Genomic DNA, 24,806 nt, shown 5'->3' with positions numbered 1-24,806 from the left:
GGACACGCCTAGTGTGCGTTACCACCGGATGAACGGGGTGATCCGTTTTGACGACTCCGCTCCTCGAAGCACGGGGACTCAACCGCAGTTTCGGACATGTCCGAGCCCTCCGAGATGTCGACTTCGAGGTGTACCCGGGCGAGGTCACCGCGCTGATCGGCGACAACGGGGCCGGTAAATCCACGCTGGTGAAGGCGCTCTCCGGCAACCTGGAACTCGACTCCGGGGAGCTGTTGTTCGAGGGCACGCCGGTGCGGATCGCCACTCCGCAGCAGGCCTCCGCGATGGGCATGGAGGTCGTGTACCAGGACCTGGCGCTGGCGCCGCACTTGAGCCCGGTGCAGAACATGTTCCTGGGGCGGGAGATCCCGCGTAGCGGCCTGCTCGGGAAGTTCGGATTTCTCGACGAGAAGGCGATGCGGACCCGGGCGGCGGCCGGTTTCGCCGAGCTCGGCGGCACGGTACGGGCGTTGAATGCGCCGGTCGGGTCGATGTCCGGCGGTCAGCGCCAGCAGATCGCGATCGTCCGGGCGATCACCTGGGCCGCTCGACTGGTGTTCCTCGACGAGCCGACCGCCGCGCTGGGTGTCGTCCAGACGCGGAACGTGCTGGACACGATCAAGCGGGTCCGGGACAAGGGTGTCGCTGTCGTGTTGATCTCGCACTCGATGCCCGAAGTCCTGGAGGTCGCCGACCGCGTGCAGGTGTTGCGCCTCGGCACGCGGGTGGCGACGTTCGACGCCGCCGGCACCAGCGTCGACCAGCTCGTAGGCGCGATGACCGGCTCCCTGGAGGTAGGCCAATGACCACGGGGACCGAGGTGGCGGCGGAGAGCGGCGACGTCGTCGACGAGCCCAACCCCACTGCGCTGCAGCGACTGGGCGCGCTGCAGTCGGTGTGGATTCTGGGCGTCCTCCTGCTGATCGTCGTGTTCTTCTCGATCACCGCGGGCGACCGCTTCCTCTCCACCAGCAACTTCTCGCTGATCTCGCAGAACGTCGCGGTCTGGGCCGTGATCGCCGTCGGCATGACGTTCGTGATCATCACCTCCGGCATCGACCTCTCGGTCGGCTCCGTACTCGTCTTCTCCTCGGTGATCGCCGCCAAGACGATGGAGGCAGTCGGGGGCGAGGGCTGGGGCGTCGCCGCGCTCGGCATCCTGGCTGCGCTCGTCTCCGGCCTGGCGTGGGGCGTCCTCAACGGCATCCTCGTCGCGAAAGCGAAGGTGCCACCGCTGATCGTGACGCTCGGCTCCCTGTCGGTGGCCCTGGGCCTGGCCCAGGTGATCACCGGTGGAATCGACATCCGCGCCGTCCCGGAGGTGCTGACCGACTACAACACGTACATCAAGATCCTGGGCATCCCGGCCCTCCCCTTCACCGCGCTGATCGTCGTCGTGATCGGCGGGGTGATCCTGCACCGCACCCGGTTCGGTAGGTACACGTACGCGGTCGGCTCCAACGAGCTCGCCGCCCGTCGCGTGGGCGTCCGCGTCGACCGGCACCTGATCAAGGTGTACGGCCTGGCCGGCATGCTCTCCGGGTTCGCGGCCGTCCTCGCGCTGTCCCAGTTCGGGACGACGACCATCGCCGGTCAGTCGCTCACCAACCTCAACGTGATCGCTGCCGTCGTCATCGGCGGCACCTCGATCTTCGGTGGCGAAGGTTCGATCTTCGGCACCGTCGTCGGCCTGTTCATCCCGGCCGTGCTGCAGGCCGGTTTCGTCATCATCGGTGTCCAGCCGTTCTGGCAGGGCGTCGCCGTCGGCACGGTGTTGGTCGGCGCCGTCTACTTCGATCAGAGTCGCCGGAAGGCCGCTGCTCGCGGTGCCGGCGCGAAGCGTCCCTCTCTCCGGTCAAAGCTGATTGGGAAGGCGTCCTCATGAAACGAATGCCCCTCGCTGTTCTCTGTGCCGTCGCCCTCGCGGTGGCCGGTTGCTCGTCGTCCAAGCCCGACGAAGACACCGGTTCGGCCGCCGACAACGGGCCCGCCGCCTCGGAGCAGGCGTCGGTCGACAAGGCCAGCAAGAACTACAACATCCAGTTCGTCCAGGGTGTCCAGGGCGACGAGTTCTACATCACGATGCAGTGCGGCATCGAGGAGGAGGCGAAGAAGCTCGGCGTCACGGTCAAGACGCAGGGTCCGACGAAGTTCGACCCGACGCTGCAGAAGCCGATCGTCGACTCCGTCGTCTCCGCCAAGCCGGACGCGCTGTTGGTCGCGCCGACCGACGTCAAAGCGATGCAGGGTTCGCTGAACCAGGCGAAGGCCGCGGGTGTGAAGGTGGTGCTGGTCGACACCACTGTCGACGACCCGTCGGTGGCGGTATCGGCGATCGCGTCGGACAACGTCGGTGGTGGTAAGGCCGCGTTCGACGCGATCAAGAAGCTCGCGCCGCAGGGTGGCAAGGTGCTGGCGATGGGCGTCGACCCGGGTATTTCGACGACCGACGCGCGGGCCAAGGGCTTCGAGGACGCGGTGAAGGCCGACTCGAAGTACCAGTACCTGGGCGTGCAGTACTCGCACAACGACCCGGCCACCGCGTCGAACCTGATCAGCGCCGCGCTGCAGAAGGACCCGGACATCGTCGGGGTGTTCGCGCTGAACCTGTTCTCCGCGGAGGGCACGGCGACCGGCATCAAGCAGTCCGGGAAGACCGGCAAGGTACAGGTCATCGGCTTCGACGCCGGACCGAACCAGGTGGCGGCGCTGCGGGCCGGTACCGTGCAGGCGCTGATCGCTCAGCAGCCGGCCGAAATCGGCAAGTTCGGCGTCGACGCGGCGGTGGCTTCGCTGGACGGCGGGAACGTGACGGCGAAGGTGCAGACCGGGTTCACGATCCTCACCAAGGACAACATCGACGGCGACGGCGCCAACGCGATCTACAAGTCCAAGTGCTGAGCTAGCCGACGGCGCTCGCCTGACCCGTCGTGGTCAGGCGAGCGCTTCGAGCTCTTTGCGCACGTCGTCCGCGTGGTCGGAGCCCAGCTCCGTGTAGAGCGCCAGGGCCTGGTCCAGGTGCTCGCGGGGGTAGGGCGTGGAATGGGCCAGGCCCAGGTGGGCCCGGGCCTGTTCGGCTCGTTCGCCGATCGTGGTGGCCAGCGCGAGAGCGGCGGCGAACCGGTCGGCGGCTTCGGCCGAGCCGCGGGCGAGTTCCGCCTCCGCGAGACCGTTGAGCGCACACGTCTCCCCGTACCGCTCGCCGATCGTCGCGAAGAGATCCACCGCCTCACGCAGGTACCCGGCGGCCTCCGACGGTCGCCCGAGGTTCAGGTGCACCTCACCGAGGTTCGTCAGCGCGGTGGCCACTCCCCCGTTGTGCTCCAACCCGCGGAACTGCTCCAACGCGTCGACCAGGAGGGCGATCGCCTCCTCGTTCCGGCCGAGGCGCATCAGGATGTCGCCGAGGTTCGTCGCGGTGTTCGCCTGCCCCACCCGGTCGTCGAGCTCCCGGAACAGCGCCAGCGCGACGGTGTGGTGCCCCTCGGCGTCGACGTAACGCCCGGTCTGCTGGCAGATCACCCCGAGGTTGCCGACCGTCCGCGCTTCCCCCACCGCGTCGCCGAGCTCCCGGAATACCGCGAGCGCCCGCTCCAGGTGGTCCATCCCGTCCGCGTACCGGCCCATCTGCCAGTAGACGACACCGAGGTGCGAGAGCGCTGCCGCGACCCCGGCCCGGTCTCCGGCCCGCTCGGCGGCGTCCAGGGCACAGCTGTGGACGGTGAGCGCGTCCGCGGAGTACCCGCCGTTGTCGAGGTAGACGTAGAGCGTCGAGGCCAGTGCCCCGGTGACGTCGGCCCGGTCGTGTGCCGCCGTGTACTGCGCGACCTCGATCAGCACCGCCCGATGCCGGTCGAGCCACACCCGGGCGTCGTCCGCCGCCGGCAACACCGGCAGCGGCGTGTCGATCCGCGGCGGGATCGGGCGCCGGTGCCGCTCCGCCGGATAGAGCACGTCCATCGCCGCGGACGACGCCGCCAGGTAGTAGTCGAACAGCCTGGTCGCGGCCCCGGCGTCGTCGGTCCCCTCGGCTTCCGAGCGGGCGTAGGCACGGAGCAGATCGTGGACGTCGTAGAAGCCGGGTGCCACCGGCCGGATCAGGTGGGCGCGGGCCAGCGCGTCGAGCGCCCCCACCGCGTCGCTGACGTCGACGTTCGCGAGCGCGGCGGCCGCATAGGCGTCGAACTCGGAACCGGGGTGCGCACCCAGCAAGCGGAACATGCGCGCGACGTGGGCCGGAAGGCGCAGATAGGACCAGGAGAACACCGCGCGGACGTCGGCGCGGGGGTCACCGCCGATGTCGAGGAGTTCGAGGCGGGCGCGGTGGTCGGCCAGTTCCGCGACCAGGTCCGCGAGGGGGCTCTGGGGGCGAGCGTTGGCCAGCTCGGCGGCGATCCGCAGTGCGAGGGGCAACCGTCCGCACTGGTCGCTCAGCTCTTTCGCGGCGTCCGGGTCGTCGTCGACGCGGCGGCCGACCAGTGAGCGCAGCAGCGCGGTGGCTTCGGCCGGTTCGAGCAGGTCGAGGAACATGCGGTGAGCGCCGTCGACGGCGACCAGGCCGCTGAGCACGTCCCGGCTCGTGACCAGCGTCGCGCAGGTGGGCGAGCCGGGTAACAGCGGCCGGACCTGCTCGACCGAGGAGGCGTTGTCGAGCACGATCAGGAGGCGACGGCCGGAGAGTTCGGTGCGGTAGCGCGCGGCCCGTTCGTCGAGGCGCAGCGGGACGTCACGCGCGGCGACGCCGAGCGCGGTGAGGAAACCCGCGAGCGCGGCGGAGGCGGCTACCGGCGGTTCGGGGCCGTAACCGCGGAGGTCGACGTACAGCTGGCCGTCGGGGAACTGGTCGCGGACCTCGTGGGACCAGCGCACCGCGAGCGCGGTCTTGCCGACGCCCGCGGTGCCGGACACCGCGGAGACGACGACCGCCCCCGCGGGTTCGGGGCCTGCGAGGCGCTCGGTGAGCTCCGCCAAGGCCGGGCCCCGGCCGGTGAACGCCGGTACGTCGGCCGGAAGCTGAGCGGGCACAGCCCGCGCCGGTCTCGCCGCGCCCTGGGCGGCGTCGGCCTGCACGCCTTCGGGCGGGGCGGCCCCGGTCTGCGCGGCCTCGTCCGGCGCGACCCCGGCGTGGCCGGACCCGGGCTGGGCGGACCCGGGCTGGCCGGGCCCTGGCCGGGCGGACCCGGGCCGGCCTGGCCCTGGCCGGGCGGCGCCGGGCCGTCCGGGTGCGGCCGGTTGGGCGATGGGGTCGTCGGCGTGGAGGGCGGACTCGTAGGCCGCGCGGAGCTCCGGGCCGGGCTCGACGCCGAGCTCGTCGGCGATACGGGCCCGGGCGCGCGCGTACGTGTCGAGCGCCTCGGCGTTGCGGCCCGCCAGGTGCAGCGCGCGCACCAGCTCGACCAGCAGCGGTTCGGCCAACGGCTCCAGCGCGACCAGCTCACGCAGGTCGTCGACGACCGCCGCGGGACGCCCGAGCTCGCTCAACGTGCGTGCCCACAGCGCCACCGCGCTGCGTCTCTGCTGCTCCAGGTTTTCGCGGACGCCGTCCGCCCAGCTACCCGGCACGTCCGCCAGCGGCGCCGACTGCCAGAGGTCGAGGGCGGCACGCAGCAGGGTGGCCCGGCGTTCGGCGGGACAGTCGTCCGCGCGTGCCTCGGCGACCAGACGCCGGAACAGGTGCGCATCGACCCGATCGGGGTCGACGTGCAGCGCGTACCCACCGGAGCGCCGCTCGACGACGACGCTCGATCCGACAAGGGCGCTCCGGATGCGCGCGATGTGGGCGTAGAGGACGTCACGCGCCTTCGCGGGAGGTTCGTCGCCCCAGACCCGATCGACGAGCGTCTCGACCCGAACCGGGCGGCCGACGTCGATGAGCATCGCCGCGAGCACGGTTCGGCGTTTGACCGGCCCCAGGTTCACGACCCGATCCCCGACCGTCATTTCCAGCGGTCCGAGCAGCCGGAACTGGGGCATCAGTCTCCTCCCCCGTCGTTGTGGACTCCCCAGTAAACAGGGACTCGGCTACCGCACAAGATTTACGCAAGGTCGGAGGTGCACTGTCCGTTCGGGCAGGCGAACGCCGGTGTCCGTGCCGGCTCGGGGCAGCACGGCAACCGGCTCGCCATCCCCCTCCGCCCCCTCGCTGCGCCGCCCGAGTCTGCAAATCAGCGGATCGGCCCTAGCCGACCGGCGCCAGGGTCAAATACGCCATACCGAGCACGTTCCGGTAGCCACCGAGCCAACTGGCCCGGTGGCCGTCGGCCTTCTCCCGCCGGATCTCCGCCTCCGGATGGCCGGGGTGGGCCGCGATCCACTCCTCCAGGTCAGCCTGGTACCCCGATTCGAACTGCTCCCACTCGTCCTCGGACGCAGTTTCGGACCACACGGGCCGGAACCCGGCGTCGACCACCATCTCGACGAGCCCGGCCAGGTCCGTGTGGTCGTCCGCGGCGGCACCGGGCCACATCCGCGCCAGCTCGACGTCGGTGGGAGCGCGCTGCCAGAACCCCTCCGCGTACAGCACCCGACCGCCCGGCGCGACCAGGCGACGCAGCTCGCGCAGCGTGCCCGCGAAGTCGCCGGGACGCTCGGTCAGCGCGTGGCCGGAGCCCACGCAGATCACGAGATCCGCCGGCCCACGGGTGGTGCCGACGCCGGATTCCTCGGCGAACTCCACTCTGTCGGCCAGGCCGCGGGCCGTGGCGAGCTTCCGGCCGCGGGCCAGGTCGTCGGTGTTGACGTCGATCCCGACGCCGGTCGCGCGCGGAACGGCGTCGAGAACCTGGAGTAACAGCGCACCCCAGCCGCTACCGATGTCGAGCACCGTCGACGGCCGGTTCCGAGCCAGCCTGTCGACGATTCGCCGAGCGCGTTCCGGGGACAGCGGACTGTGGAATTCCAGGCTGCCGGTCATGAGAAGCCGAAGGCTACAACCGGTTCGAGCGTGCCGTCGCGCAGATTTTCGAGCACGTACCGCTCGTGCGGCACCACTGGATCGGGCAGCGCGTCCAGGGCCGCCCACCGCAGCTCGGCCGCGTACTTCGGCTCTCGCCGCCGCGGTTCGCCGCTCCACGTCCGGCATTCGAAGAAGAAGTCGACGCGTTCGTCGATCGCGGACCTGGTCTTTTTTGTCCGGTGCATCACGCAGAGCGGGGTCAGTGCAGCGGGGTCGATGTGAATGTCGAGCTCCTCGGCGGCCTCCCGGCACGCGCCGTCGAACACCGACTCGCCGTGCTCGACGTGACCGGCCGCGCCGATCGCCCAGTGGCCGTCCGAGTAGCCCGTGTTCTGCCTGAGCTGCAGCAACACCTGTCCGTCGTCGCGGCGGAGCATTACGTAGGCGGCCGGAACGACAGCGAACCGCTTCGAGAAGACGCTCACCCGCTAACGCTTTCACTGATCACGGGACCGAGCTTATTTCTGGGCGCGTCCGTCCGGTCTTGAAACCTAGGCAACCAATAATGCGAAACGGGGGGAATGTACCTAATCGGGGGGAGCTAGGAATGTTCCGAATTACCGCGCTCGTGCTCGTCGCCGCAGCGGTTCTCGCGGGTTGCGAGTCGACTCCTTCTCCCCCGGAGGAGGTCACCGGCGCCGCTCAAGCGCTCGCACCGGGCGAGAGCAGCCCCGAAGCGACGCTCGAAGGGAACGTCTGGCAGCCCGTCGACCTCACCGGCTGCTCGGTGCCGTGGGGCCTCGCGGTGATGGTGGAGGACTCAGGGATCAGCCGACGCGAGTTCACGTTCACCACGCACGGGTCGATCCGCGTGCGGCAGGTGGAGGTGCCGCGCAGCCCGGACCGGGACGACGTCTACACGCTCGCCTACTCCCGGCAGGGTTCGACGCTGCGCGTCCGGGCCGGTCTCGGGGTGGAGTCGTTCACGATCCGCGAGCTCACGACCGCCCGTCTGATGCTCGAGGACGAGAACGGCGACCAGTGCTGGATGCGCAGGGTGGGCTGAGGGAATGCCTCGTAAGACGGTCGGGTTAGCGGGTCTATGACGACTGTGGGATTCATCGGCAGTGGACACATCGGTGGCACCGTGGCCCGGCTCGCGGTAGCGGCCGGATACGACGTCGTCGTGAGCAACTCACGCGGCCCGGAGACGTTGGCGGACCTGGTGGCCGAACTCGGCCCGAAGGCGCGCGCGGCGACGGCGAGCGAGGCGGCCGCGGCGGGTGACCTGGTCGTGGTGTCGGTGCCGTTCGGGAAGTACCAGCAGGTGCCGGTGGAGCCGTTGGCCGGCAAGGCCGTGGTCGACACGAACAACTACTACCCGGACCGGGACGGGAAGTTCCCCGCGCTCGACGACGGTTCGACGACGGGCAGCGAGCTGCTGCAGGGGCACCTGGTCGGGGCGCACGTCGTGAAGGTGTTCAACAACATCTACTGGGAGTCGCTGCGGTCGCTCGCCCGCCCGGCCGGTGCGTCCGACCGGTCGGCGCTCGCGATCGCCGGTGACGACGCCGACGCCAAGGCCGCCGTGACCGCGTTCCTGGACGCGATCGGCTACGACGCCGTGGACGCCGGCCCCCTCGCCGAGGGTCGCCGCTACCAGCCGGGCACCCCCGCCTACGGCGGCATCTACGCGGGCGCGTCCCTGCAGGATGCCGTCACCGGCCCGGCCGACAAGGTCCGCGCGGCGCTCGCCTCGGCCTAACGACTCACGCGCACCGGCTGTTTCGGCTGCTCAGGGTAGTAGAGCTCGTCGAAGAGGACCCACTTTTCGACGGTGATCTCGTACAGCCGGTGCGGGGTCGCCTCGGCGGCTAATGCCTCCGGGGCGATCGCGTCGGCGGCCTCGGGCCAGCGGCCCGCGTACCCGGCGATCTGCTCGTCGATGCCGACGGTCGGCAGTTCCTTGCCCGTGCCGACGAACGTCACACCCCGGACGTCCTGCTCGATGCCCTCGAGCTCGATCGCGAGGATCGCACCGGCGACGCGGGGGTCGGCGCGGAGGTTGGCGCAGTGTTCGCGGTTCGGTCGGGACATGAACCAGATCCGGTCGGGGCCGAACGCGCTCGCGAACCAGAGGTTGCAGACCACGGGCGCGCCGGTGGGGTCCAGTGTTGCCAGTTGGATCACCTTGCCGGAGCTGACGTAGTCCTCCAGAAGCTTGCGGGCGTCCTCCACCGGAACTCCTCACCTCGGGATCCTTCATTGTGACGGCTCGATCGATTCCGCGTGGCCGAGTCAGCACTCTGAGCAATCGCGTACCACGACATAGGGTGGCGAAGTGACTGGTGAAATCGCGGTGACCGGCGCGACCGGGACGATCGGCCGCCAGGTCGCATCCCGCCTAGCCGCCTCCGGCACCCCCCACCGCCTACTCGTCCGCGGGTCCGCCGCTCGCCAAGACGCGGCTGCCGCCGACGCGGCCGAAGCGCAAGGCGCAGCAGCATCCGCTGCCGCCGACACGGCCGGAGCGCAAGGCGCAGCAGCATCCGCTGCCGCCAACACGGCCGAAGCGCAAGGCGCAGCAGCATCCGCTGCCGCCGACACGGCCGGAGCGCAGGGCGCGGCTCGAGACGCTGCTGCGGACGCGGCCGGCCGGGGCGCGGCGCCCGAGGCCGCGCGGGTTTCGATTGGTGCGGGCTACGCCGACGCACCCGCGGTGCGTGCGGCGCTCGAAGGCGTCGGCACGTTGTTCTTGGTTTCTGGACGCGAGTCCGCGGACCGCGTCGCCGAGCACCGTGCCGTGATCGACGCTGCGGCGACCGCCGGCGTCGGACGGATCGTCTACCTGTCGTTCCTCGGCGCCTCGCCCGAGTGCACGTTCACCTTCGGCCGCGACCACTGGCACACCGAGCAGTACATCCGCGGCACGGGCCTCGATTTCACGTTCCTCCGCGACTCGTTCTACACGTCGATGCTGCCCGCCCTCGTCGGCCCCGACGGCATCCTCCGCGGCCCAGCCGGCACCGGCCGCGTCAGCGCGGTCCACCCGACAGACGTGGCCGAGGCCGCCGCCACAGTGCTGCTAGCCGCAGCCGCCAGCGCGCCCTCCGCAGGCGCAGGCGCAAGCCCCACCACAGCCACAAGCCCCACCGCAGGCGCGGGCCCCACCGCAGGCGCAGGCCCCGCCGCAGGCGCGGGGGGTGTGGGGGCGAAGCCCTCACTTTCTGCTCCCTCCGCCGCCACGGCAGCCGGCGGGAGCCCGCACGACGGACGGACCTATGCGCTCACCGGGCCCGTGGCGATCAGTCTCGAAGAAGCCGTGGAGGAGTTGGGGCGGCGGGTCGGGAGGCCGATTCGGTACCAGGCCGAAACACTCGAAGAGGCCTACGCGTCACGCGCGGTCTACGGCGCCCCGGAGTTCGAGGTCGCCGGCTGGGTCACGTCGTACGCGGCGATCGCCGACGGCTCGCTGAGCGCCGTCACCGACGACATACCCCACCTGACCGGCCACCCCGCACGCACGTTCGCCCAGTACCTGGACGAGAACCCCGAGAGCTACGCGCACCTGCGCTGAGTGATACTTCGGCCATGACGGACCCGCAACACCCCGACACCTCCACCGACGCACCGCGACCCGCCGACCACGAACGGTGGATCGGCGTCGCCGACCAGGTCGCCGCGCAGCTCGCGACCGACGCCGTCGCCCGCGACCGCGCCGGTGCGGCGCCGCACGAAGAGGTGGAGTTGCTGCGGAACGCCGGGCTGCTGCCGCTGCTCGTCCCGACCCGCAACGGCGGTCACGGCGGCAGCTGGCTGACCGCGTTCGAGGTGGTCTCGCGGGTCGGACGCGTCGACACGTCGATCGGGCACGTGCTCGGCTACCACTACCTGCACAGCTGGCGTACCCGCCTGGCCCGGCGCGTCGACGTCGTCGAGCGGCTGGCCACCGAGACGGCCCGGAACAACTGGCTCTGGGGCGGTGCGGGCAACCCGCGGGACGCGGGCCTGGAGCTCGAGCCGACGTCCGGCGGCTATCTCGTCCGCGGCAAGAAGTTCTTCGCGACCGGCGCGGAGGTCTCCGACCGGGTCATCGCCTCGGGCACCGACACCGTCACCGGTCAGAAATACGGCTTCGCCCTGCCGACGCACACCGCCGGCGTCGTGCACGGCAAGGACTGGGACTCGCTCGGCCAGCGCGCCTCGGCGTCGGGGTCGATCGCGTTCGACGGGGCGTTCCTGGCCGAGGAGGACATTCTCGGGCCGGGTGAGCAGACCGACCCGGACGCGCCGCCCTACCCGAGCCTGTCCGCGCTCGGGTTCCAGATCCTGCTGGGGTTGTTGGCGGTGTCCACCGCCGAGGGTGCGTTGCGCTTCGGCGCGGAGTACACCCGCACGAAGTCCCGCGCCTGGGCCACGTCCGGGGTGGCCGAGGCGGCGGACGACCCGCTCGTACGGGTCAAGTACGGCGAGTTGGAGTCCCAGGTGCGAGCCGCGCGGGCACTCACCGACCGCGCCGGGACCGCGTGGGTGGCCGCCGCCGCGAAGGGCTGGGATCTCGGCCACGAGCAGCGCGGCGAGGTGTCAGTGGAGCTCTCGGCCGTGAAGGTCGTCACGACCCAGGCCGCGCTCGACGCCACCCAGGGCGTGTTCGAACTCACCGGCGCCCGCGCCACCAAGTCCGGTACCGGCCTGGACCGCTTCTGGCGGGACGTCCGGACGCTCACGCTCCACGACCCGGTCTCCCACAAAGCCATCGAGGTAGGCGACCACCTACTTCGTGGCGCCTACCCCGAGCCCAGCGGCTACAGCTAGCGGGTAGCTGCGATCTCGTCGTACGTGGGGAAGTTCGACGAGATCGTGCTGCCGGTGAAGTTGCCCACCCAGCCGTCCTCGTCGTGGAAGAACCGGACCGACTTGTACTCCGGGTTCGTCCCCATGTCGAACCAGTGCGTGGTGCCACCCGGCACCGACAGCAGGTCCCCTGCCTCGCAGAACACCGCGTGCACCTTGCCACCGACGTGCAGGTAGAAGATGCCCGAGCCGGACGCGAAGAACCGGTCCTCGTCGTCGTCGTGCGTGTGCTCGTTCAGGAACTTCTCCCGCGAGTTACGCACCAGCTCCGGCCACCCCGGGTCGCTGCTCGGCCGCATCTGCACGACGTCGACCAGGATGTAGCCTTCGGTCTTTTTCACCGCATCGATCCGGTCCTGGTAAGCAGCCAGAACCTCCTCGTTGGTGGATTCGTCCGAAAGATGTTGCAGCGGCCACTGCTCGTACCGAACGCCGTGCTCCTTGAGGACCGCCGCGATTTCGGTCGGGTCCTCGGTCCGCAGCACCGGCTCGGCCGGGGAATCGTCGCCCCAAACAGTCAGTAATGTCATGACAACCTCCGCCTTTCCGCGTTCCGCATGCTGGGATTCCTACCCCACCGCTAGGAGTTCTTCCTGGTCAGGATGCATGCTCTAACACGTGCCCATCAAGACCCTTGCCCGGCGCCCGCGCCGGACCACGCTCCTCGCAACCAGCGCGCTCGCTGCGCTGCTCGCCGTCGCTTCCTGCTCGCAGAGCGACTCGACGGAGAGTGACGCTTCGTCCTCGCCGTCCACCGGCCCGACCGCCAGCGCCCCTCTCCCGAGCCCGTTCAACGCCGACCCGGTAACGGTAGCTCTCGTCCGGCAGAGCGGCGCGGGTGACTACTTCGAGGCCTGGGGTCAGGGCGCACAGAAGCAGGCAGCGGCGGCCAACATCAAGCTGACCGTCACCGACGCCCGCAACGACAACGCCAAGCAGGCCTCCGACCTGCAGCAGGCGATCGACTCGAAGCCGGCGGCGATCATCGTCGACCACGGCCAGACCGACACGATCGCTCCGCTGGTGAAGAAGGCCGTCGCCGCCGGCATCCCGACGATCGTCTACGACATCGCGCTGCCCGCGGACGTGACCGGCTACATCAACACCAGCCAGTCCGACGAGAGCCTGGCGCAGGCCGTTCTCGACCAGATGATCAAGGACATCGGGCAGGGCCAGAAGGTCGGCCTGGTCTCGGCTACCGGCTTCGCACCGCTCGACCGCCGCGGCGAGGTCTGGAAGAAGGTCATCGCCGACAACAAGCTCACGCAGGCGTTCTTCACCGGCAAGGTCACCGAGTCGACAGCTACCGACAACATCCCGCTGGTCGACGCCGCGCTCAAACAGCACCCCGACGTGAAGGCGATCTTCGCGCCGTACGACGAGATCACCAAGGGTGTCGTCCAGGCCGTCAAGCAGAACAACCTGCAGGACAAGGTGAAGGTCTACGGCATCGACATCTCGAACGCCGATCTCCAGGTGATGACCGAGAGCGGCAGCCCGTGGGTGGCCACGGCCGCGACCGACCCGGGCCAGATCGGCGCCGCGGTGGTGCGGACGATCTCGCTGAAGCTCGCTGGTCAGTTCAACGAGACCTCGGTGCAGTTCCCGGGTGTGCTGATCACTCAGCAGGTGCTCAAAGACAAAAAGATCACCACGGTAGGCGACGTCGTGAGCGCCGAGCCGAAGCTGAAGCTCGACTCCGTTTCGGTGGCAGACTGGCTCCCGAACGCCGCCTGATTCCGAAAGTCACCCCGCACATGAGCTCGTCAGAAACATCGACGCCCCGTACCGAGACCGCCACGGTTTCGGTACGGGGCGTCGGCAAGTCGTTCGGTCCGAACGTCGTTCTGCGCGGCGTCGACATGGAGATCGTCGGCGGCGAGGTGGTCGCGCTGCTCGGCGCGAACGGCGCCGGGAAGTCGACGCTGATCAAGATCCTGGCCGGGGCGCACCCCGACCACACCGGCGAAATCCTCGTCGACGGCGAGCCGGTGAAACTCGCGTCGCCGACCGAGGCGCGTGCCCGGGGTATCGCCACCGTGCACCAGCGGGTGCGGGAGGGGATCGTGCCGGGGCTCTCGGTCGCGGAGAACCTCGCGTTCGACGAGCTCGCGGGTGGGGCGTCGAATTTTGTCGTCCGGCGCCGGGAGGTGCAGGCCGTTGCCCGGCGGGCGGTCGAGGTGCTCGATCTGGGGTGGTCGGATGCGGTGTTGCGGCGTGACGTCGCGACGCTGGGGATTTCTGACGCCCAGTTGCTGGTCGTCGCGCGGACGTTGTTGCAGCGGCCGCGGCTGTTGATTCTCGACGAGCCGACGTCGGCGCTGTCTTCGGCGGAGGCTGATCGGCTGTTCGGGGTCGTGCGGCAGTTGCGGGCGGACGGGCTCGCGGTGTTACTGGTGAGCCATCGGCTCGGTGAGGTGGACGCGATCGCCGACCGCGCGGTCGTGCTCCGCGACGGGCGGGTCACCGCCGACGTCACCAAGCCCCTTCGCTGGCCCGTGATCCTCCCCGCCATGCTCGGTGCCAGCGCCGAGGGCCTCCGAGCCACCGTCCTGAAGCACGACCGCTCCGCGGTCGAAGGCGCGAGCGTGGAGGGCTCCACCCCCCACACCCCCACCGCGGCGGACGCCGCCACGGACGCGGACGCCGCCGCGGGTGGGGGGCGCGGGGGCCCAGCCCCCGCAGCTGCGGACCCCTCCTCCAGCCCCGCGGTGGTGCGGTTGCGAGGCGTCCGCCTGCTGCCCGAAGCACCGGAGCTGGAGCTTGAGCTGCGGGGTGGGGAAGTCACGGGGATCGTGGGGCTGATCGGGGCTGGGAAGTCGGAGCTGGCGCACGGGCTGTTCGGGTCGGCGCGGTGGACGGAGGGAACCGCTGAGTTCAGCGGCCTGCCGCGCGCACCACGCTCCCCCGGCGAGGCCATCCGCGGCGGCGTCTACCTGGTCCCGGAGGACCGCGCCGACCAGGCCCTCCTCCCCGGCTGGTCGATCCAGCGCACCCTGAGCCTCCCCTTCATCACGAAGGTCTCCAGCCGCCTCGGCGTCCTGGCCACGGGCACCGAAAGAACCCGGGCCCACACAGTCATCGAAAGGCTCGGCATCGTCGCCCGCGGCCCGAGAACCGAGCTCAACGAGCTCTCCGGCGGTAACCAGCAGAAGGTCGTCGTCGGCCGCTGGCTCGTCGAAAACGCCAGGCTCCTACTGCTCGACGAGCCGTTCCGCGGCGTCGACCTCGGCGCCCGCCGCGACATCGGCGACCAGGTACGAAGCGTCGCGGACGCCGGCGGCGCCGTCGTGGTCCTCTCCGCCGACGTCGACGAAGTCCTCGAGATCGCCGACCGCGTTCTCGTCCTGGTCGAGGGCGCGCTGACCCTCGACTCCCCCGTTACACAGGTCAGCCGCGACGACGTCGTGCGCGCGTTTTCCGGAGAGTCGCACCATGGCCGCTGAAAATAGCGGGAGCACCACCAGCAAGATCCGCGAAGCGATCGTGCGCTACGGGTTCGTCGCGGTCACGGTCCTACTCGTGGCCTACTTCCTGATCAGCGAGCCGAACTTCCGGACGAGCTCCAACCTCTGGGGCCTCCTCGTCTACGCCGCCCCCGTCGGCATCGCCGGGCTCGGCGTCACGATCGCGATGACGGTCGGCGGACTCGACCTGAGCGTCGGCAGCACGGCCGGCTTCGCGGTGTCGCTCGCCGCCTGGACGATGGTGATCGGCAACCAGGTCGGCGGCGTCGCCATCGTCGTCGTCCTGATCGCCGGTGGCGTGATCGGCCTGATCAACGCGGCGCTGATCGTCTGGGCCCGCATCCCCGACCTGCTCGCGACGCTCACCACGATGTTCGCGATCATGGGCCTCAAACTGGTGCTCGTCGACGGCAAGTCGATCTCGTCGCGGATGACGCTGGACGACGGCTCGACCGCCCCCGGCAAGTTCACCGAGGGCTTCCTCTACCTGGCCCAGGGCAAGATCGGCCCGGTGCCGTTCCCGGCCATCCTGCTGATCGTCATCTCCGTTCTGGTCTGGTTCTTGCTCGAGCGGACGCGCTGGGGCCGCCTGCTGTACGCGGTCGGCGCGAACCCGGAGGCCTCGCGGCTGGCCGGTGTCCGGGTCGGGCTCTACCGCAGTGCCGCCTACGTCGCGGCCGGCGTGCTGGCCTCGGTGGCCGGTCTGCTGCTCGCGGCCCGGATCGGTCAGGGTGACGTCTCCGCCGGTAACTCGCTGCTGCTCGACGCGGTCGCGGTGGCACTGGTCGGCACGTCGGTGCTCGGCCGGAACGTGCCCAACGCCTGGGGTACCGTGCTCGGCGCCCTGCTGGTGACCGTCATGGTCGTCGGTTTCAGCATGAAGGGGCTTCCGTACTACGTGCAGGACGTCGCGAAGGGCGCGGTGCTGTTGGTCGCGCTGCTGTTCAGCTACACGTTGTCCACCCGCCGGGCGACGCTCCCCGGCCAGCCGACCTAGGTGACCCATGGATCTTCTTGATGTCGAGTCGGTGCCGGACTACATCGCCTCTGTGCCGGACCTGGCGTCACGGCTGGGGAAGATCGAGCAGGTTCGCGAGGTCGGCGACGGCAATTTGAACCTGGTCTTCATCGTGCAGGGCAGCGACGGATCCGTGGTGCTCAAGCAGTCGCTGCCGTACGTGCGCACCGACCCGAACTGGCCGATGACCCGGGAGCGTTCCGCGCGGGAAGCGTTCGTGTTGGCTTCGCACCAGGCCATCGACCCGTCCCACGTTCCAGGTCTGCTTTTTTACGACGAGACGCAGTACGTGCTCGCGATCGAGGACCTTTCGGACCACCGGGTGTGGCGGACCGTGCTGAACGAGCGCACCGAAACGTCCGAGGACGACGTCAGCGCTGCTGCGGCGCTCGGCGAGTACATCGCGAACGTGGGGTTCGGTACGTCGGTGTTCGGGGTGGGGTCGGCGGCCCACAAGAAGGCCGTGGCGCGGGCGATCAACCCCGAGTTGTGCGAGATCACCGAGGATCTGGTGCTCACCGAGCCGTTCGTCGGTCATGAGCACAACGTGGTGCATCCGTTGAACGAGCCGGACGTGGCGGAGTTGGCCGGTGACCCCGAGGTGGTGCACGCGGTCGGTCTCGCCAAGTTCGCGTTCATGACGCGGGCGGAGTCGCTGCTGCATGGTGACCTGCACACCGGATCCGTGTTCGTGCGGTTCGGTGCTGACACGTCGGTGCGGGCGTTCGATTCGGAGTTCGGGTTTTACGGGCCGCTCGGGTTCGATTTGGGCATGTTGTGGGCGAACTACGTGCTCGCGGCGGCGCGGGCGGTTGCTCAGGACCAGACGTCCCGGGCCGTGCAGTTGGTGGGGCTCGGGCGCGTCACGTGGGAGTCGTTCGAGCGGACCTACCGTGATCGGTGGCCGTCACGGCAGGATCCGCGGGTCTACGGCGACACCGTGCTGGAGTCGTTGTTGGCGCAGGTGTGGAGCGATGCGGTGACCTATGCCGGTGCGGAGGTCGCGCGTCGGGTGATCGGGTTCGCGAAGGTCGCCGACATCGAGTCGCTCCCCGAGGACCAGCGCGTCCAGGCCGCCCGCCGAGCCCTGCGAGCCTCCCGCCAACTCCTCACCTTCCACGGCACCACCCCCACCCCCGACGTCCTCTCCGACGTCACGACCGAGCCCCTCGGCCTCGCCTAGCCGCGCGAACGCAAGGCCTGTCAGCCGGTGTAGTTCGGCAGATCCTCGAGCAGCGTCGGACCGGTGGGCTCCCAACCGAGGCGCTCCCGAGTGATCGTGCTGGAAGCGCGGATGTCAGTGCTGTAGACCATCCCGATGAAGCCGTAACGGGCCTGGGCCTCCTCGGGGCTGATCGACTCGGTCGGAACGCCCAGCCCACGACCGATCGCCTCGGCGATCTCGCGAGTGGCTACGCCCTCCTCCGCGATCGCATGCACGACCGAGCCGGCCGCGGACTTCTCCAGCGCGAGCGCAACGGCTTTACCCGCGTCGTCGCGGTGAACGGCGGCCCAGCTGTGGGAACCGTCGCCCACGTACGCCGAGACACCGCGCTCCCGCGCCACCTGGGTGATGTACGCGATGAAGCCGTGGTCGCCCGTACCGTGCACGGTAGGTGCGAAACGCAGGGACACCGAGCGGACTCCGCTGTCGGCCCAGCTCAGCGCGAGCTGCTCACCGCCGCCGCGCGGGGCATCAGGGCCGGAGAACGGGCTCGCGTCGGTCTCGGTGAGCACCTGCCCCGGCTTGATCAGTGCGATGCCCGAGGCGAACAGGAACGGCCGGTCGGTACCCTTCAGCACGTCGCCGAACGCCTCGAGCGCGGCCCGCTCGGTGGCTCCCGCGGCGGCGAAGTCGTCGTGGTTGAACGCGAGGTGGACGACACCCTCGGCGTCCTCGGCGCCCGCCCGCAGGCTGTCGAGATCGTCCAGGTTGCCGCGCCGCACCTCGGCGCCGTAGCCCTTGACCTTCGCCTCGCCCTCGTCCGAGCGGACCAGGCCGACGACCTGGTGGCCGGCGTCGATGAGCTGTGGGATGACGCCGGATGCGATCCAGCCGGACGCTCCAGTCACAAAAACGCGCATTGCTCTCTCCGTTGCTGATGTCAGTGGCTGACATCAGCAACGCTACACCCTGATGTCAGTCACTGCCATCACTAGGATGGGAGACGTGGCACGATGGGAACCCGGAGCCCGGGAACGGCTGATGATGGCGGCGCTCGATGCCTTCACCGAGGAGGGGTTCGAGCAGACGACGGTCGCCGGCCTCGCCGAACGCGCCGGCGTCACCGAGCGGACGTTCTTCCGGCACTTCGCCGATAAGCGCGAGGTGCTGTTCCAGGGCTCGGACGAGATGCAGGGGGTCGTCACCGCAGCGATCGCCGCGGAGCCCGAGCACCTCACACCCGTGGAGGTCATCACCCGCGCGTTCGAGGCAGTCGGGCCGTTCTTCGCCGAGCGCCACGAGTTCGCCCGCCGCCGCGCGGCCGCGATCGCCGCCAACACCAACCTGCTCGAGCGCGAACTGCTCAAGCTCCAAACGCTCAAAGCCGCCACCGCCGACGCTCTCCGCGCCCGCGGCGTGCTCGAATCCGACGCCACGCTCGCCGCGGAGTTCGGCGCGACGATCTTCCACGTCGGATTCGAGCGCTGGATCGACGACCCGACGGGCGTCGGCCTCGACCAGCACGTCCGCCGGACCTCCGACGAGCTGAAGGTCCTGATCACCAGGGAATGACGCCGTCGCCCTCCTTGCCCAGGAGGGCGAGGTCGCCCCAGAGCTTGCCGCTGGGAACCTCCACCTCACCGGTGGCCAGCGCGACGACCACTTCCGCCCCCTGCGAGGGGGTTCGGTAGCCGGCGTGGCCGTTCAGGTCGGTGGCGCAGTAGCCGGGGTTGGCGGCGAAGACGTCGATTTCCGTCAGCTCTTTCGCGTACATCGCCGTGACCATGTTCAGCGCGGTCTTCGACGTCGGATACGGAATCCCGACGAGCTGGTACAGCGGCCCGGAAGGGTCGGTCGTCGACGCGATCGAGCCGACCTCGCTGGAGACGTTCACGATCCGGGCCGCCGACGCCTCGCGCAGCAGCGGCAGGAATGCGTTGGTCACCGAGATCACGCCGAACACGTTGGTCTCGAAGACCTGCCGCACCGCCTCACGGGTGGTGCCGCTGGGCAGACCCCGCGCCTCCGCGTGGTCACCGATCAACCCGGCGTTGTTGATCAGCACGTCCAAGTGCCCGTACTCGGCCTGAACAGCTGCGGCCGCGCGCTGGATCGACGCATCGTCGGTGACGTCGAGTTGCACGAACGTGGCACCGAGCGCGTCGGCGGCCTGCCGCCCGCGGGTGGTGTCCCGGGCAGCGGCCAGGACCGCGAAGCCGCGTTCGACGAGAAGCCGCGCGGTCTCGTAGCCGATCCCCTTGTTGGAGCCCGTGATCAAAGCGATCTGTGTCATGCCGCCCAGCGTCAGGCGGCCGCCGCGCAACCGGGAGAGGCCCGCAAAGGCTGGTATCCGCGGTACCACCCGCAGGCCCGCCCGGTACGGCACGCTGAAGTCATGACCACCCGCGAGGAATCGGCTGCGGCCCGGCGGACCCGATGAACCCGCGCGAGGAGATCGCCGCGTTTCTGCGCACCCGCCGGGCCCGGCTGAAGCCGAGTGACGTCGGGCTGCCGGACGGGATCCGCCGACGCACGCCCGGGCTGCGTCGCCAGGAGGTCGCGCAGGTCGCCGGGATGTCGATCGACTACTACATCCGGCTGGAGCAGGGCCGCGGCCCGAACCCGTCGCGCCAGGTGCTGTCGGCGCTGGCCCGCGCGCTGCTGCTCACCCGCGACGAGCGCGACTACCTGTTCCGGGTGGCCGGCGAGTCGCCGCCGGCGATTCCGGGCCCGCGTCGCGAGCTCACCCCCGCGATCCGGGTGATGCTCGACTCGATGAGAGACGTCCCGGCCTACGTCGTGGACGCGAGTTACACGGTGCTGGCCTGGAACCACCTCGCGACGCACTTCCTCAGCGACCTTTCGCTAGTGCCGGAAGACGACCGGAACATGATCCGCTGGGTGTTCCGCCGCCCCTACGACGACCCGTACTGGGACGACGAGGCAGCGCTCGCCTTCAACCGGGCGATGGTCGCCGATCTGCGGGCCACGCACGCCGAGGATCGCAGCGTCGAGCGCCTGGTGACCGGACTGCTCGGCACGTCGAAGCGGTTCGCCGAACTGTGGGCGGTGCACGACGTCGAGGAACGGCGCCGGGTCGTGAAATCGGTGGAGTCGCCGGAGCTCGGGCCGCTGGAGTTCGAGTGCCAGGTGCTGCACATTCCGGAGACCGGGCAGCGGATGATCGTCTATTGCGCAGAGCCTGGCTCCCCCACCGCCGAGATCTTCGCCCGGCTCGCCGCCACTGCCGGAAACCCGATCTGAACGCTCAGGCTTTTCACTGCTGCTCGCCGCGCTGGTGGGCGCCCTCGTGGTCAGGCGCGGGTCTCGACCGTGAACTGCAGCAGGAACTCGACGATTTCCGTGTGGTGCCGGGCCTGCTGCAGGTCCCGTCCCCAGGCGTACATACCGTGACGGGCGACGACGACGGCGGGCGTCGCGGGGTCGAACACCTTTGCGACGTCGTCGCCGAGCACCTTCATGTCCTGGGAGTTCGGCACCACCGGGATCGTGACGGTCTCGTCGTGCGCCAGCCGGCCGATGCCTTTGAGCATCTCCAGGTCACGTAGCTCGATGCCCTCGGGCCACCAGTGGCCGGCGAGCACGGCTTGGAGCGCGTGCACGTGCACGACGCCCCCCGCGCCCGATAGCTGCGCCACGCGAGCGTGCAACTCCGCCTCGGCCGACGGCACCTGATCGGGGCGCGGTTGCTCGGGTACCGCGCGGCCGAACTCGTCCACGACGACGACGTCGGCGCTGGTCATCTCGCCCTTGTCGAGACCGCTCACCGTGACGGCGAGACGCAGCGGGTTGCGGTTCACGACGATCGACAAGTTGCCGGACGTCCCCCGCATCCACCCCATCTGCGTGAACCGCGCGGCCTCCGCGGCCAGCGCACGCCCGGCCCCTTCCAACACTCCCCGCAGTTCCGTGCGGAAATCCGGCGCGGTCATGCGCCACCCCCGTCAGCACCCGCAGACCCGGCCGCGGATCCGGTGGCGCCCGAGGCGCCGCCTGCCGCGGATCCGTCGGCCGGCGCGCGCACGGCTACCTCGTCGAAGGAGGCGACCACCGGGTGGTCACCGAAGTCGGCGGCGTAGTTCGGCTCGCCCTCGCGGCGCACACCGATCACCTGCCACCCGGCGGCGCGGGCGGCGTCCAGCTCGGCGGGCAGGTCGGTGAGGAACAGCGCGTCCCCGGCGTCGACGCCGATCGCCGACGCGATCGTGTCGTACGACGTCGCCTCGCGCTTGCTGCCGGCCTTGATCGTGTCGAAGTAGTCCTCGATCAGCGGCGTGAGGTCACCGGCGTCGGCGTGCCGGTACCAGGGCACCTGGCTCGCGATCGAACCCGACGAGAACGACACCAGCCGGAGCCCCGCGTCGTGCCAGGCCCGCAGCTTCGGCACGACGTCGTCGAAGAAGTGGGAGCGCAGCTCACCGGCCGCGAACCCGGCCGCCCACAGCTGCCCCTGGATCGTCTTCAGCGGCGTCGCCTTGACGTCGTTGTCCATCCAGCCGTGCAGCACCGCGACGACGGCGTCCAGGTCGGCGTCGTCGGCCAGCCCGCCCTCGGCCCGGGTAGCGGCCACCGCGTCAGCGATCGCCGGATCGTCCGCGTGCTCAGCGATCCACGAGCGCAGGCGCGGCCGGGCGTAGTCGTACAGGTCCCCCTGCACGAAGCCGGCGGCGCTGGTCGTGCCCTCGATGTCGAGCACGACCACGCGTGCGGTGTGGGTCATCGATTCTGCTCCTCGGAAATCGAGTGGTACTCGCCGACCCGGGCCGGCTCGAAAACACCTCGGTCGGTGACGATCCGCCGGACGAACTGCGGCGGTGTGACGTCGAACGCCGGGTAGTACCCGCGCTCGACCAGGGAAGACGCCGTGCGCGCGCCGAGCGTCGACAGCACCTCGGCGCCGTCACGCTCCTCGATCACCACGTCCGACGCCGTCGCGGCGGTGCGATCGGGCGCCAGCACCAGCGCGTAGAACGGGATGTCGAACGCCGACGCCGCGACCGCGTGGGACAGCGTGCCGACCTTGTTGATGACGTGTCCGTCCATCGTCACCCGGTCGGCGGCGGTGACCAGCGCGTCGACCGGCCCCAGCGCCCCCTGACCGGCGAGGACCGACGCCGCCGTCGAGTCGGTGATCAGCGTCAGCGACTGGCCCATCTCGGCCAGCGTGTGCGCGGTGAGCCGGGCGCCCTGCAGATAGGGGCGGGTCTCGGTGACCACCCAGTCGTAGCTGCGGCCGGCCCGCGAGGCCTCCTGCACCAGGCCGATCAGGTACGCGTCCATCCAGCAGTGAGTCATCACCCTGGCGCCGTCGGGGATCAGCTCGGCGGTCAACCGGCCCAGCTCGGCGCTGCCACCCCGGTACGCCGCTTCCAGCCGGGCGGTCTCGGCCTCGACGAGTTCGGCCAGCTCGTCGGCCGATCGGACGGTGCCCACTGCTTCGAGGACTTCGCGCACGGCGTCACGCACGTGGTTGTTGGTGGGCCGCGCGGCGGTGAGCAGCTCACCGTCGTCCGCCAAAGCTTTGAGTGCAGTTTCGAGGGCATCAGCCCGGTGCAGACGCGCGCTCAACCGCAGACCGGCCAGACCGGCGTAGAACGGACCTGAGCTCTGCGTGACCATCTCGCGGATCGCGACGGCGACCTCGCCGGCGGAGCGGGCGAGCACCCACTCCTCCCGGGTCGGGAACACCCGGCGGTCGAGGATGCGGACGCCCTCGTCGGTCAGGCGGACACTGTCGTCGAGGACGGGCCTCACTGCTGTGCCTCCCACGAGGTGCCGACGAGATGCGCGAGCGCGCGGGGATCCGGGCGGCTGCCGCAGATCTCCCGGTCGGCCAGCAGTTTGTGGCCGAGGCCGAGCACGATCGCGGACGCCGGGCCCGGATCGGGCAGCGTCTCCAGGTCCGACGCGTGCGAGTAGCCGGCGACGCGGCGGACCATCTCGACCGCGGCGAAGCCCAGCGTGTCGCGCCACACCTCGCGGAGTTCGCGAACGAGCCAGCCGTCGTCGAGCAGCGGATCGACGCGGTCGGGCCAGCCCTCGCGCCAGGCGGCGCAGAACGCCTCCCAGCAGTCGGCGATGCTCGCCAGGTGCGCGGTGTTCCTGCTCCGCACCGCCGCGATCACCACGTTCGCGACGTAGAGGCCCAGGTCGAGGCCGATCGGGCCGACCATCGCGAACTCCGGGTCGATCACGCGGACGACCGGTTCGCCGTCGCGGACGCCGACCATGACGCTGCCGCTGTGCAGGTCGCCGTGGACGAGGGCCTGGGCATTGCTGTTGAACGCGGCGCGGAGCGTGGCCAGTTCGGTGCGGACGGCGGGGTCTCTCCGCAGTTTCTCGACCGCTCCGGCCAGCGACGGATGGTGGTGGTTGTGCTCGGCCTCGACGAACGGGTCACCCAGCAGGTACTGGAGCGTGACCTCGGCGAGCAGCGGGTTGACCGACTGCGTGATCAGCGCGGCACGGGCGCGCGGGTCGGCGCCGGCGACGCTGGTCGCGAACGTGACCCGTCCGACAAGTTCGCCCACTTCAGCGGACGTCCGGCCGAGCTCCGCGCCCTCGTTGAGCGCCGTGCGCAGCACCGTGAGGTCGGAGAGGTCCTCCATCGTGAACGCGAACCGGGTCTCGTCGACGTCCAGGATCGTCGGGGTCTGCTTCGGTGCGTACTCGGCGAACGTGCGTAGGGCCCTCGCCTCGATCAGCGCCCGCTCGGGGCTCATCGGCGCGGACGGCCCGAGCTTCTGGATCCACGGCGGGGCCTGCTTCACGGCCACGCTAGGGATGTCCGGATCGTCGGGCACCGCGACGAAGACACGGTTCATGTTGCCGTCGCCGACCTCGCGCACGGCGCCGCTCGCGGTCGCCGGAATCAGTCCGCGCTCGATCAGATAAGCCCAGACCTCGGCGGGCTCCAGCAACACTGGTGTCTCCTTCGTTTTCGCTGGTCAGCGTTTCAACCGTATGCAGTCTCCCTCGCGGTCGAAAAACCGCCCAGAGCGCCTCCCGAGTGTGTCCGCTTCGCTACTTATGCCCCCTGTTCCGGGGGCGCGGAATGTAGCGGCCAGTTGGCACTATCGCGGGCATGAACTTCGCCGGGGATGCCGTCACGGATCTTGCCAACACGCTGAGTAGCGATGCGAGTGCTCTGGCGCGGGTTCTGCAGTCCGACGTGCTGGTCGACGCGCCCGCGATCCTGCACGCGCTCGCACTGACCGCATTGCACTTGTCGACGTCGGCGGCGGAGATGGCGCAGGCGGTGGACGCCGTGAACGGGCCGTCGGGCGACGAGCTACGCGCGGTGCGGGCCGCGTTCGCCGAATGCAGCGCGACGCTCCTGAACATCGTCGAGCCGGTTCAGCGTTTCGCCGCTCCGTAGCGTCATCC

Annotated in this window: 24 protein-coding genes and 2 pseudogenes; 15 read left to right on the top strand and 11 right to left on the bottom strand. The window is 70.1% G+C overall.

Going from position 1 to position 24,806, the window contains the following annotated elements; genetic code table 11:
• Positions 1-47: 47 nt before the first annotated feature.
• The 3 genes from ACGFY5_RS03600 to ACGFY5_RS03590 are packed head-to-tail and all read left to right on the top strand — an operon-like array spanning position 48 to position 2,901.
• Positions 48-806: an ATP-binding cassette domain-containing protein gene (locus tag ACGFY5_RS03600; protein WP_392716908.1), complete on the top strand. Its 759-nt coding sequence runs from the start codon at positions 48-50 to the stop codon at positions 804-806.
• Complete coding sequence (locus ACGFY5_RS03595) at positions 803-1,885, top strand: ABC transporter permease (protein ID WP_392716906.1); 1,083 nt, start codon at positions 803-805, stop codon at positions 1,883-1,885. Before ACGFY5_RS03600 ends, ACGFY5_RS03595 begins: the two co-directional genes overlap by 4 nt.
• Complete coding sequence (locus ACGFY5_RS03590) at positions 1,882-2,901, top strand: substrate-binding domain-containing protein (RefSeq protein WP_392716904.1); 1,020 nt, start codon at positions 1,882-1,884, stop codon at positions 2,899-2,901. Before ACGFY5_RS03595 ends, ACGFY5_RS03590 begins: the two co-directional genes overlap by 4 nt.
• Positions 2,902-2,934: 33 nt before the next feature.
• Here the strand turns inward: ACGFY5_RS03590 and ACGFY5_RS03585 are convergent, their stop codons facing one another.
• The 3 genes from ACGFY5_RS03585 to ACGFY5_RS03575 form a co-directional block, all read right to left on the bottom strand.
• On the bottom strand, positions 2,935-5,973 hold the full coding sequence (locus tag ACGFY5_RS03585; RefSeq protein ID WP_392716902.1) for a tetratricopeptide repeat protein: 3,039 nt from the start codon (positions 5,971-5,973) through the stop codon (positions 2,935-2,937).
• Between the two features lie 205 nt (positions 5,974-6,178).
• Entirely contained in the window at positions 6,179-6,913 is a 735-nt protein-coding gene (locus tag ACGFY5_RS03580) for a class I SAM-dependent methyltransferase (RefSeq protein ID WP_392716900.1), read from the bottom strand.
• Entirely contained in the window at positions 6,910-7,332 is a 423-nt protein-coding gene (locus ACGFY5_RS03575; RefSeq protein ID WP_392718637.1) for an NUDIX domain-containing protein, read from the bottom strand. Before ACGFY5_RS03575 ends, ACGFY5_RS03580 begins: the two co-directional genes overlap by 4 nt.
• A 170-nt stretch (positions 7,333-7,502) precedes the next feature.
• Between ACGFY5_RS03575 and ACGFY5_RS03570 the strand changes: the two genes are divergently transcribed.
• Both ACGFY5_RS03570 and ACGFY5_RS03565 read left to right on the top strand, forming a co-directional pair.
• The gene (locus ACGFY5_RS03570; RefSeq protein WP_392716898.1) at positions 7,503-7,961 is read left to right on the top strand and encodes a hypothetical protein; all 459 of its coding nucleotides are present in this window, start codon (positions 7,503-7,505) and stop codon (positions 7,959-7,961) included.
• Positions 7,962-7,997: 36 nt separating this feature from the next.
• Complete coding sequence (locus ACGFY5_RS03565; RefSeq protein WP_392716896.1) at positions 7,998-8,660, top strand: NADPH-dependent F420 reductase; 663 nt, start codon at positions 7,998-8,000, stop codon at positions 8,658-8,660.
• Here ACGFY5_RS03565 and ACGFY5_RS03560 read toward each other — a convergent pair.
• Positions 8,657-9,133: a pyridoxamine 5'-phosphate oxidase family protein gene (locus ACGFY5_RS03560; protein WP_392716894.1), complete on the bottom strand. Its 477-nt coding sequence runs from the start codon at positions 9,131-9,133 to the stop codon at positions 8,657-8,659. The genes ACGFY5_RS03565 and ACGFY5_RS03560 overlap by 4 nt on opposite strands.
• A gap of 103 nt (positions 9,134-9,236) precedes the next feature.
• Between ACGFY5_RS03560 and ACGFY5_RS03555 the strand changes: the two are divergent.
• The 3 genes and pseudogenes from ACGFY5_RS03555 to ACGFY5_RS03545 form a co-directional block, all read left to right on the top strand.
• A pseudogene (locus tag ACGFY5_RS03555) lies at positions 9,237-9,968 on the top strand (NmrA family NAD(P)-binding protein); the annotation flags it as partial.
• A 177-nt stretch (positions 9,969-10,145) separates the two neighbouring features.
• Positions 10,146-10,472 (top strand): annotated as a pseudogene (locus tag ACGFY5_RS03550) (SDR family NAD(P)-dependent oxidoreductase); the annotation flags it as partial.
• 14 nt (positions 10,473-10,486) lie between these two features.
• Positions 10,487-11,710, top strand: coding sequence for an acyl-CoA dehydrogenase family protein (locus tag ACGFY5_RS03545; protein WP_392716892.1), 1,224 nt, complete (start codon positions 10,487-10,489; stop codon positions 11,708-11,710).
• Here the strand turns inward: ACGFY5_RS03545 and ACGFY5_RS03540 are convergent.
• A complete protein-coding gene (locus tag ACGFY5_RS03540; RefSeq protein WP_392716890.1) occupies positions 11,707-12,279 on the bottom strand; it encodes an acireductone dioxygenase in 573 nt (190 codons plus the stop codon). The two genes, ACGFY5_RS03545 and ACGFY5_RS03540, sit on opposite strands and share 4 nt — an antisense overlap.
• 88 nt (positions 12,280-12,367) lie before the next feature.
• Here ACGFY5_RS03540 and ACGFY5_RS03535 point away from each other — a divergent pair, with 88 nt between their 5' ends.
• The 4 genes from ACGFY5_RS03535 to mtnK (ACGFY5_RS03520) are packed head-to-tail and all read left to right on the top strand — an operon-like array spanning position 12,368 to position 17,417.
• Positions 12,368-13,486, top strand: a complete 1,119-nt coding sequence (locus ACGFY5_RS03535) for a substrate-binding domain-containing protein (protein ID WP_392716888.1) — start codon at positions 12,368-12,370, stop codon at positions 13,484-13,486.
• Between the two features lie 20 nt (positions 13,487-13,506).
• Positions 13,507-15,195 carry a sugar ABC transporter ATP-binding protein gene (locus tag ACGFY5_RS03530; RefSeq protein WP_392716886.1) on the top strand — a complete coding sequence of 563 codons (1,689 nt, stop codon included), beginning with the start codon at positions 13,507-13,509 and terminating at the stop codon, positions 15,193-15,195.
• A complete protein-coding gene (locus ACGFY5_RS03525; RefSeq protein WP_392716884.1) occupies positions 15,185-16,213 on the top strand; it encodes an ABC transporter permease in 1,029 nt (342 codons plus the stop codon). The genes ACGFY5_RS03530 and ACGFY5_RS03525 overlap by 11 nt, the downstream gene beginning before the upstream one ends.
• Positions 16,214-16,220: 7 nt before the next feature.
• The gene (mtnK, locus tag ACGFY5_RS03520) at positions 16,221-17,417 is read left to right on the top strand and encodes an S-methyl-5-thioribose kinase (RefSeq protein WP_392716882.1); all 1,197 of its coding nucleotides are present in this window, start codon (positions 16,221-16,223) and stop codon (positions 17,415-17,417) included.
• Positions 17,418-17,437: 20 nt separating this feature from the next.
• Here mtnK (ACGFY5_RS03520) and ACGFY5_RS03515 read toward each other — a convergent pair whose 3' ends face one another.
• On the bottom strand, positions 17,438-18,319 hold the full coding sequence (locus ACGFY5_RS03515) for an SDR family oxidoreductase (protein ID WP_392716880.1): 882 nt from the start codon (positions 18,317-18,319) through the stop codon (positions 17,438-17,440).
• A 76-nt stretch (positions 18,320-18,395) separates the two neighbouring features.
• Between ACGFY5_RS03515 and ACGFY5_RS03510 the strand changes: the two genes are divergently transcribed.
• Positions 18,396-18,971, top strand: coding sequence for a TetR/AcrR family transcriptional regulator (locus ACGFY5_RS03510; RefSeq protein WP_392716878.1), 576 nt, complete (start codon positions 18,396-18,398; stop codon positions 18,969-18,971).
• On the opposite strand, the gene ACGFY5_RS03505 is transcribed toward ACGFY5_RS03510, so the two are convergent.
• The gene (locus ACGFY5_RS03505; protein ID WP_392716876.1) at positions 18,958-19,692 is read right to left on the bottom strand and encodes an SDR family NAD(P)-dependent oxidoreductase; all 735 of its coding nucleotides are present in this window, start codon (positions 19,690-19,692) and stop codon (positions 18,958-18,960) included. The genes ACGFY5_RS03510 and ACGFY5_RS03505 overlap by 14 nt on opposite strands.
• A gap of 143 nt (positions 19,693-19,835) precedes the next feature.
• Here ACGFY5_RS03505 and ACGFY5_RS03500 point away from each other — a divergent pair, with 143 nt between their 5' ends.
• Positions 19,836-20,663 carry a helix-turn-helix transcriptional regulator gene (locus ACGFY5_RS03500; protein WP_392716874.1) on the top strand — a complete coding sequence of 276 codons (828 nt, stop codon included), beginning with the start codon at positions 19,836-19,838 and terminating at the stop codon, positions 20,661-20,663.
• Positions 20,664-20,713: 50 nt separating this feature from the next.
• On the opposite strand, the gene mtnB is transcribed toward ACGFY5_RS03500, so the two are convergent.
• The 4 genes from mtnB to mtnK (ACGFY5_RS03480) are packed head-to-tail and all read right to left on the bottom strand — an operon-like array spanning position 20,714 to position 24,343.
• Positions 20,714-21,352: a methylthioribulose 1-phosphate dehydratase gene (gene mtnB / locus ACGFY5_RS03495; RefSeq protein WP_392716872.1), complete on the bottom strand. Its 639-nt coding sequence runs from the start codon at positions 21,350-21,352 to the stop codon at positions 20,714-20,716.
• Positions 21,349-22,140, bottom strand: coding sequence for an acireductone synthase (mtnC, locus tag ACGFY5_RS03490; RefSeq protein ID WP_392716870.1), 792 nt, complete (start codon positions 22,138-22,140; stop codon positions 21,349-21,351). The genes mtnB and mtnC overlap by 4 nt, the downstream gene beginning before the upstream one ends.
• A complete protein-coding gene (locus ACGFY5_RS03485; RefSeq protein ID WP_392716868.1) occupies positions 22,137-23,174 on the bottom strand; it encodes a methylthioribose-1-phosphate isomerase in 1,038 nt (345 codons plus the stop codon). Before ACGFY5_RS03485 ends, mtnC begins: the two co-directional genes overlap by 4 nt.
• Entirely contained in the window at positions 23,171-24,343 is a 1,173-nt protein-coding gene (gene mtnK / locus ACGFY5_RS03480; RefSeq protein ID WP_392716866.1) for an S-methyl-5-thioribose kinase, read from the bottom strand. The genes ACGFY5_RS03485 and mtnK (ACGFY5_RS03480) overlap by 4 nt, the downstream gene beginning before the upstream one ends.
• A gap of 161 nt (positions 24,344-24,504) precedes the next feature.
• On the opposite strand from mtnK (ACGFY5_RS03480), the gene ACGFY5_RS03475 reads away from it, so the two are divergent.
• Entirely contained in the window at positions 24,505-24,798 is a 294-nt protein-coding gene (locus ACGFY5_RS03475) for a hypothetical protein (protein ID WP_392716864.1), read from the top strand.
• Positions 24,799-24,806: the final 8 nt, after the last annotated feature.

The organism is Cryptosporangium sp. NPDC048952, assembly GCF_043197895.1.
Taxonomy (GTDB): domain Bacteria; phylum Actinomycetota; class Actinomycetes; order Mycobacteriales; family Cryptosporangiaceae; genus Cryptosporangium.
Note: the sequence above shows the minus strand (reverse complement) of the source record. Positions and strands in the feature narration are given on the sequence as shown.

What these genes read in the sequence shown, in the direction of transcription:
- ACGFY5_RS03595 (WP_392716906.1), top strand. Translation starts at nt 803, where the DNA reads ATGACCACGGGGACCGAGGTGGCGGCGGAGAGCGGCGACGTCGTCGAC.
- ACGFY5_RS03590 (WP_392716904.1), top strand. Translation starts at nt 1,882, where the DNA reads ATGAAACGAATGCCCCTCGCTGTTCTCTGTGCCGTCGCCCTCGCGGTG.
- ACGFY5_RS03585 (WP_392716902.1), bottom strand. Translation starts at nt 5,973, where the DNA reads ATGCCCCAGTTCCGGCTGCTCGGACCGCTGGAAATGACGGTCGGGGAT.
- ACGFY5_RS03580 (WP_392716900.1), bottom strand. Translation starts at nt 6,913, where the DNA reads ATGACCGGCAGCCTGGAATTCCACAGTCCGCTGTCCCCGGAACGCGCT.
- ACGFY5_RS03575 (WP_392718637.1), bottom strand. Translation starts at nt 7,332, where the DNA reads ATGCTCCGCCGCGACGACGGACAGGTGTTGCTGCAGCTCAGGCAGAAC.
- ACGFY5_RS03570 (WP_392716898.1), top strand. Translation starts at nt 7,503, where the DNA reads ATGTTCCGAATTACCGCGCTCGTGCTCGTCGCCGCAGCGGTTCTCGCG.
- ACGFY5_RS03565 (WP_392716896.1), top strand. Translation starts at nt 7,998, where the DNA reads ATGACGACTGTGGGATTCATCGGCAGTGGACACATCGGTGGCACCGTG.
- ACGFY5_RS03545 (WP_392716892.1), top strand. Translation starts at nt 10,487, where the DNA reads ATGACGGACCCGCAACACCCCGACACCTCCACCGACGCACCGCGACCC.
- ACGFY5_RS03540 (WP_392716890.1), bottom strand. Translation starts at nt 12,279, where the DNA reads ATGACATTACTGACTGTTTGGGGCGACGATTCCCCGGCCGAGCCGGTG.
- ACGFY5_RS03530 (WP_392716886.1), top strand. Translation starts at nt 13,507, where the DNA reads ATGAGCTCGTCAGAAACATCGACGCCCCGTACCGAGACCGCCACGGTT.
- ACGFY5_RS03525 (WP_392716884.1), top strand. Translation starts at nt 15,185, where the DNA reads ATGGCCGCTGAAAATAGCGGGAGCACCACCAGCAAGATCCGCGAAGCG.
- mtnK (WP_392716882.1), top strand. Translation starts at nt 16,221, where the DNA reads ATGGATCTTCTTGATGTCGAGTCGGTGCCGGACTACATCGCCTCTGTG.
- ACGFY5_RS03515 (WP_392716880.1), bottom strand. Translation starts at nt 18,319, where the DNA reads ATGCGCGTTTTTGTGACTGGAGCGTCCGGCTGGATCGCATCCGGCGTC.
- ACGFY5_RS03510 (WP_392716878.1), top strand. Translation starts at nt 18,396, where the DNA reads ATGGGAGACGTGGCACGATGGGAACCCGGAGCCCGGGAACGGCTGATG.
- ACGFY5_RS03505 (WP_392716876.1), bottom strand. Translation starts at nt 19,692, where the DNA reads ATGACACAGATCGCTTTGATCACGGGCTCCAACAAGGGGATCGGCTAC.
- ACGFY5_RS03500 (WP_392716874.1), top strand. Translation starts at nt 19,836, where the DNA reads ATGAACCCGCGCGAGGAGATCGCCGCGTTTCTGCGCACCCGCCGGGCC.
- mtnB (WP_392716872.1), bottom strand. Translation starts at nt 21,352, where the DNA reads ATGACCGCGCCGGATTTCCGCACGGAACTGCGGGGAGTGTTGGAAGGG.
- mtnC (WP_392716870.1), bottom strand. Translation starts at nt 22,140, where the DNA reads ATGACCCACACCGCACGCGTGGTCGTGCTCGACATCGAGGGCACGACC.
- ACGFY5_RS03475 (WP_392716864.1), top strand. Translation starts at nt 24,505, where the DNA reads ATGAACTTCGCCGGGGATGCCGTCACGGATCTTGCCAACACGCTGAGT.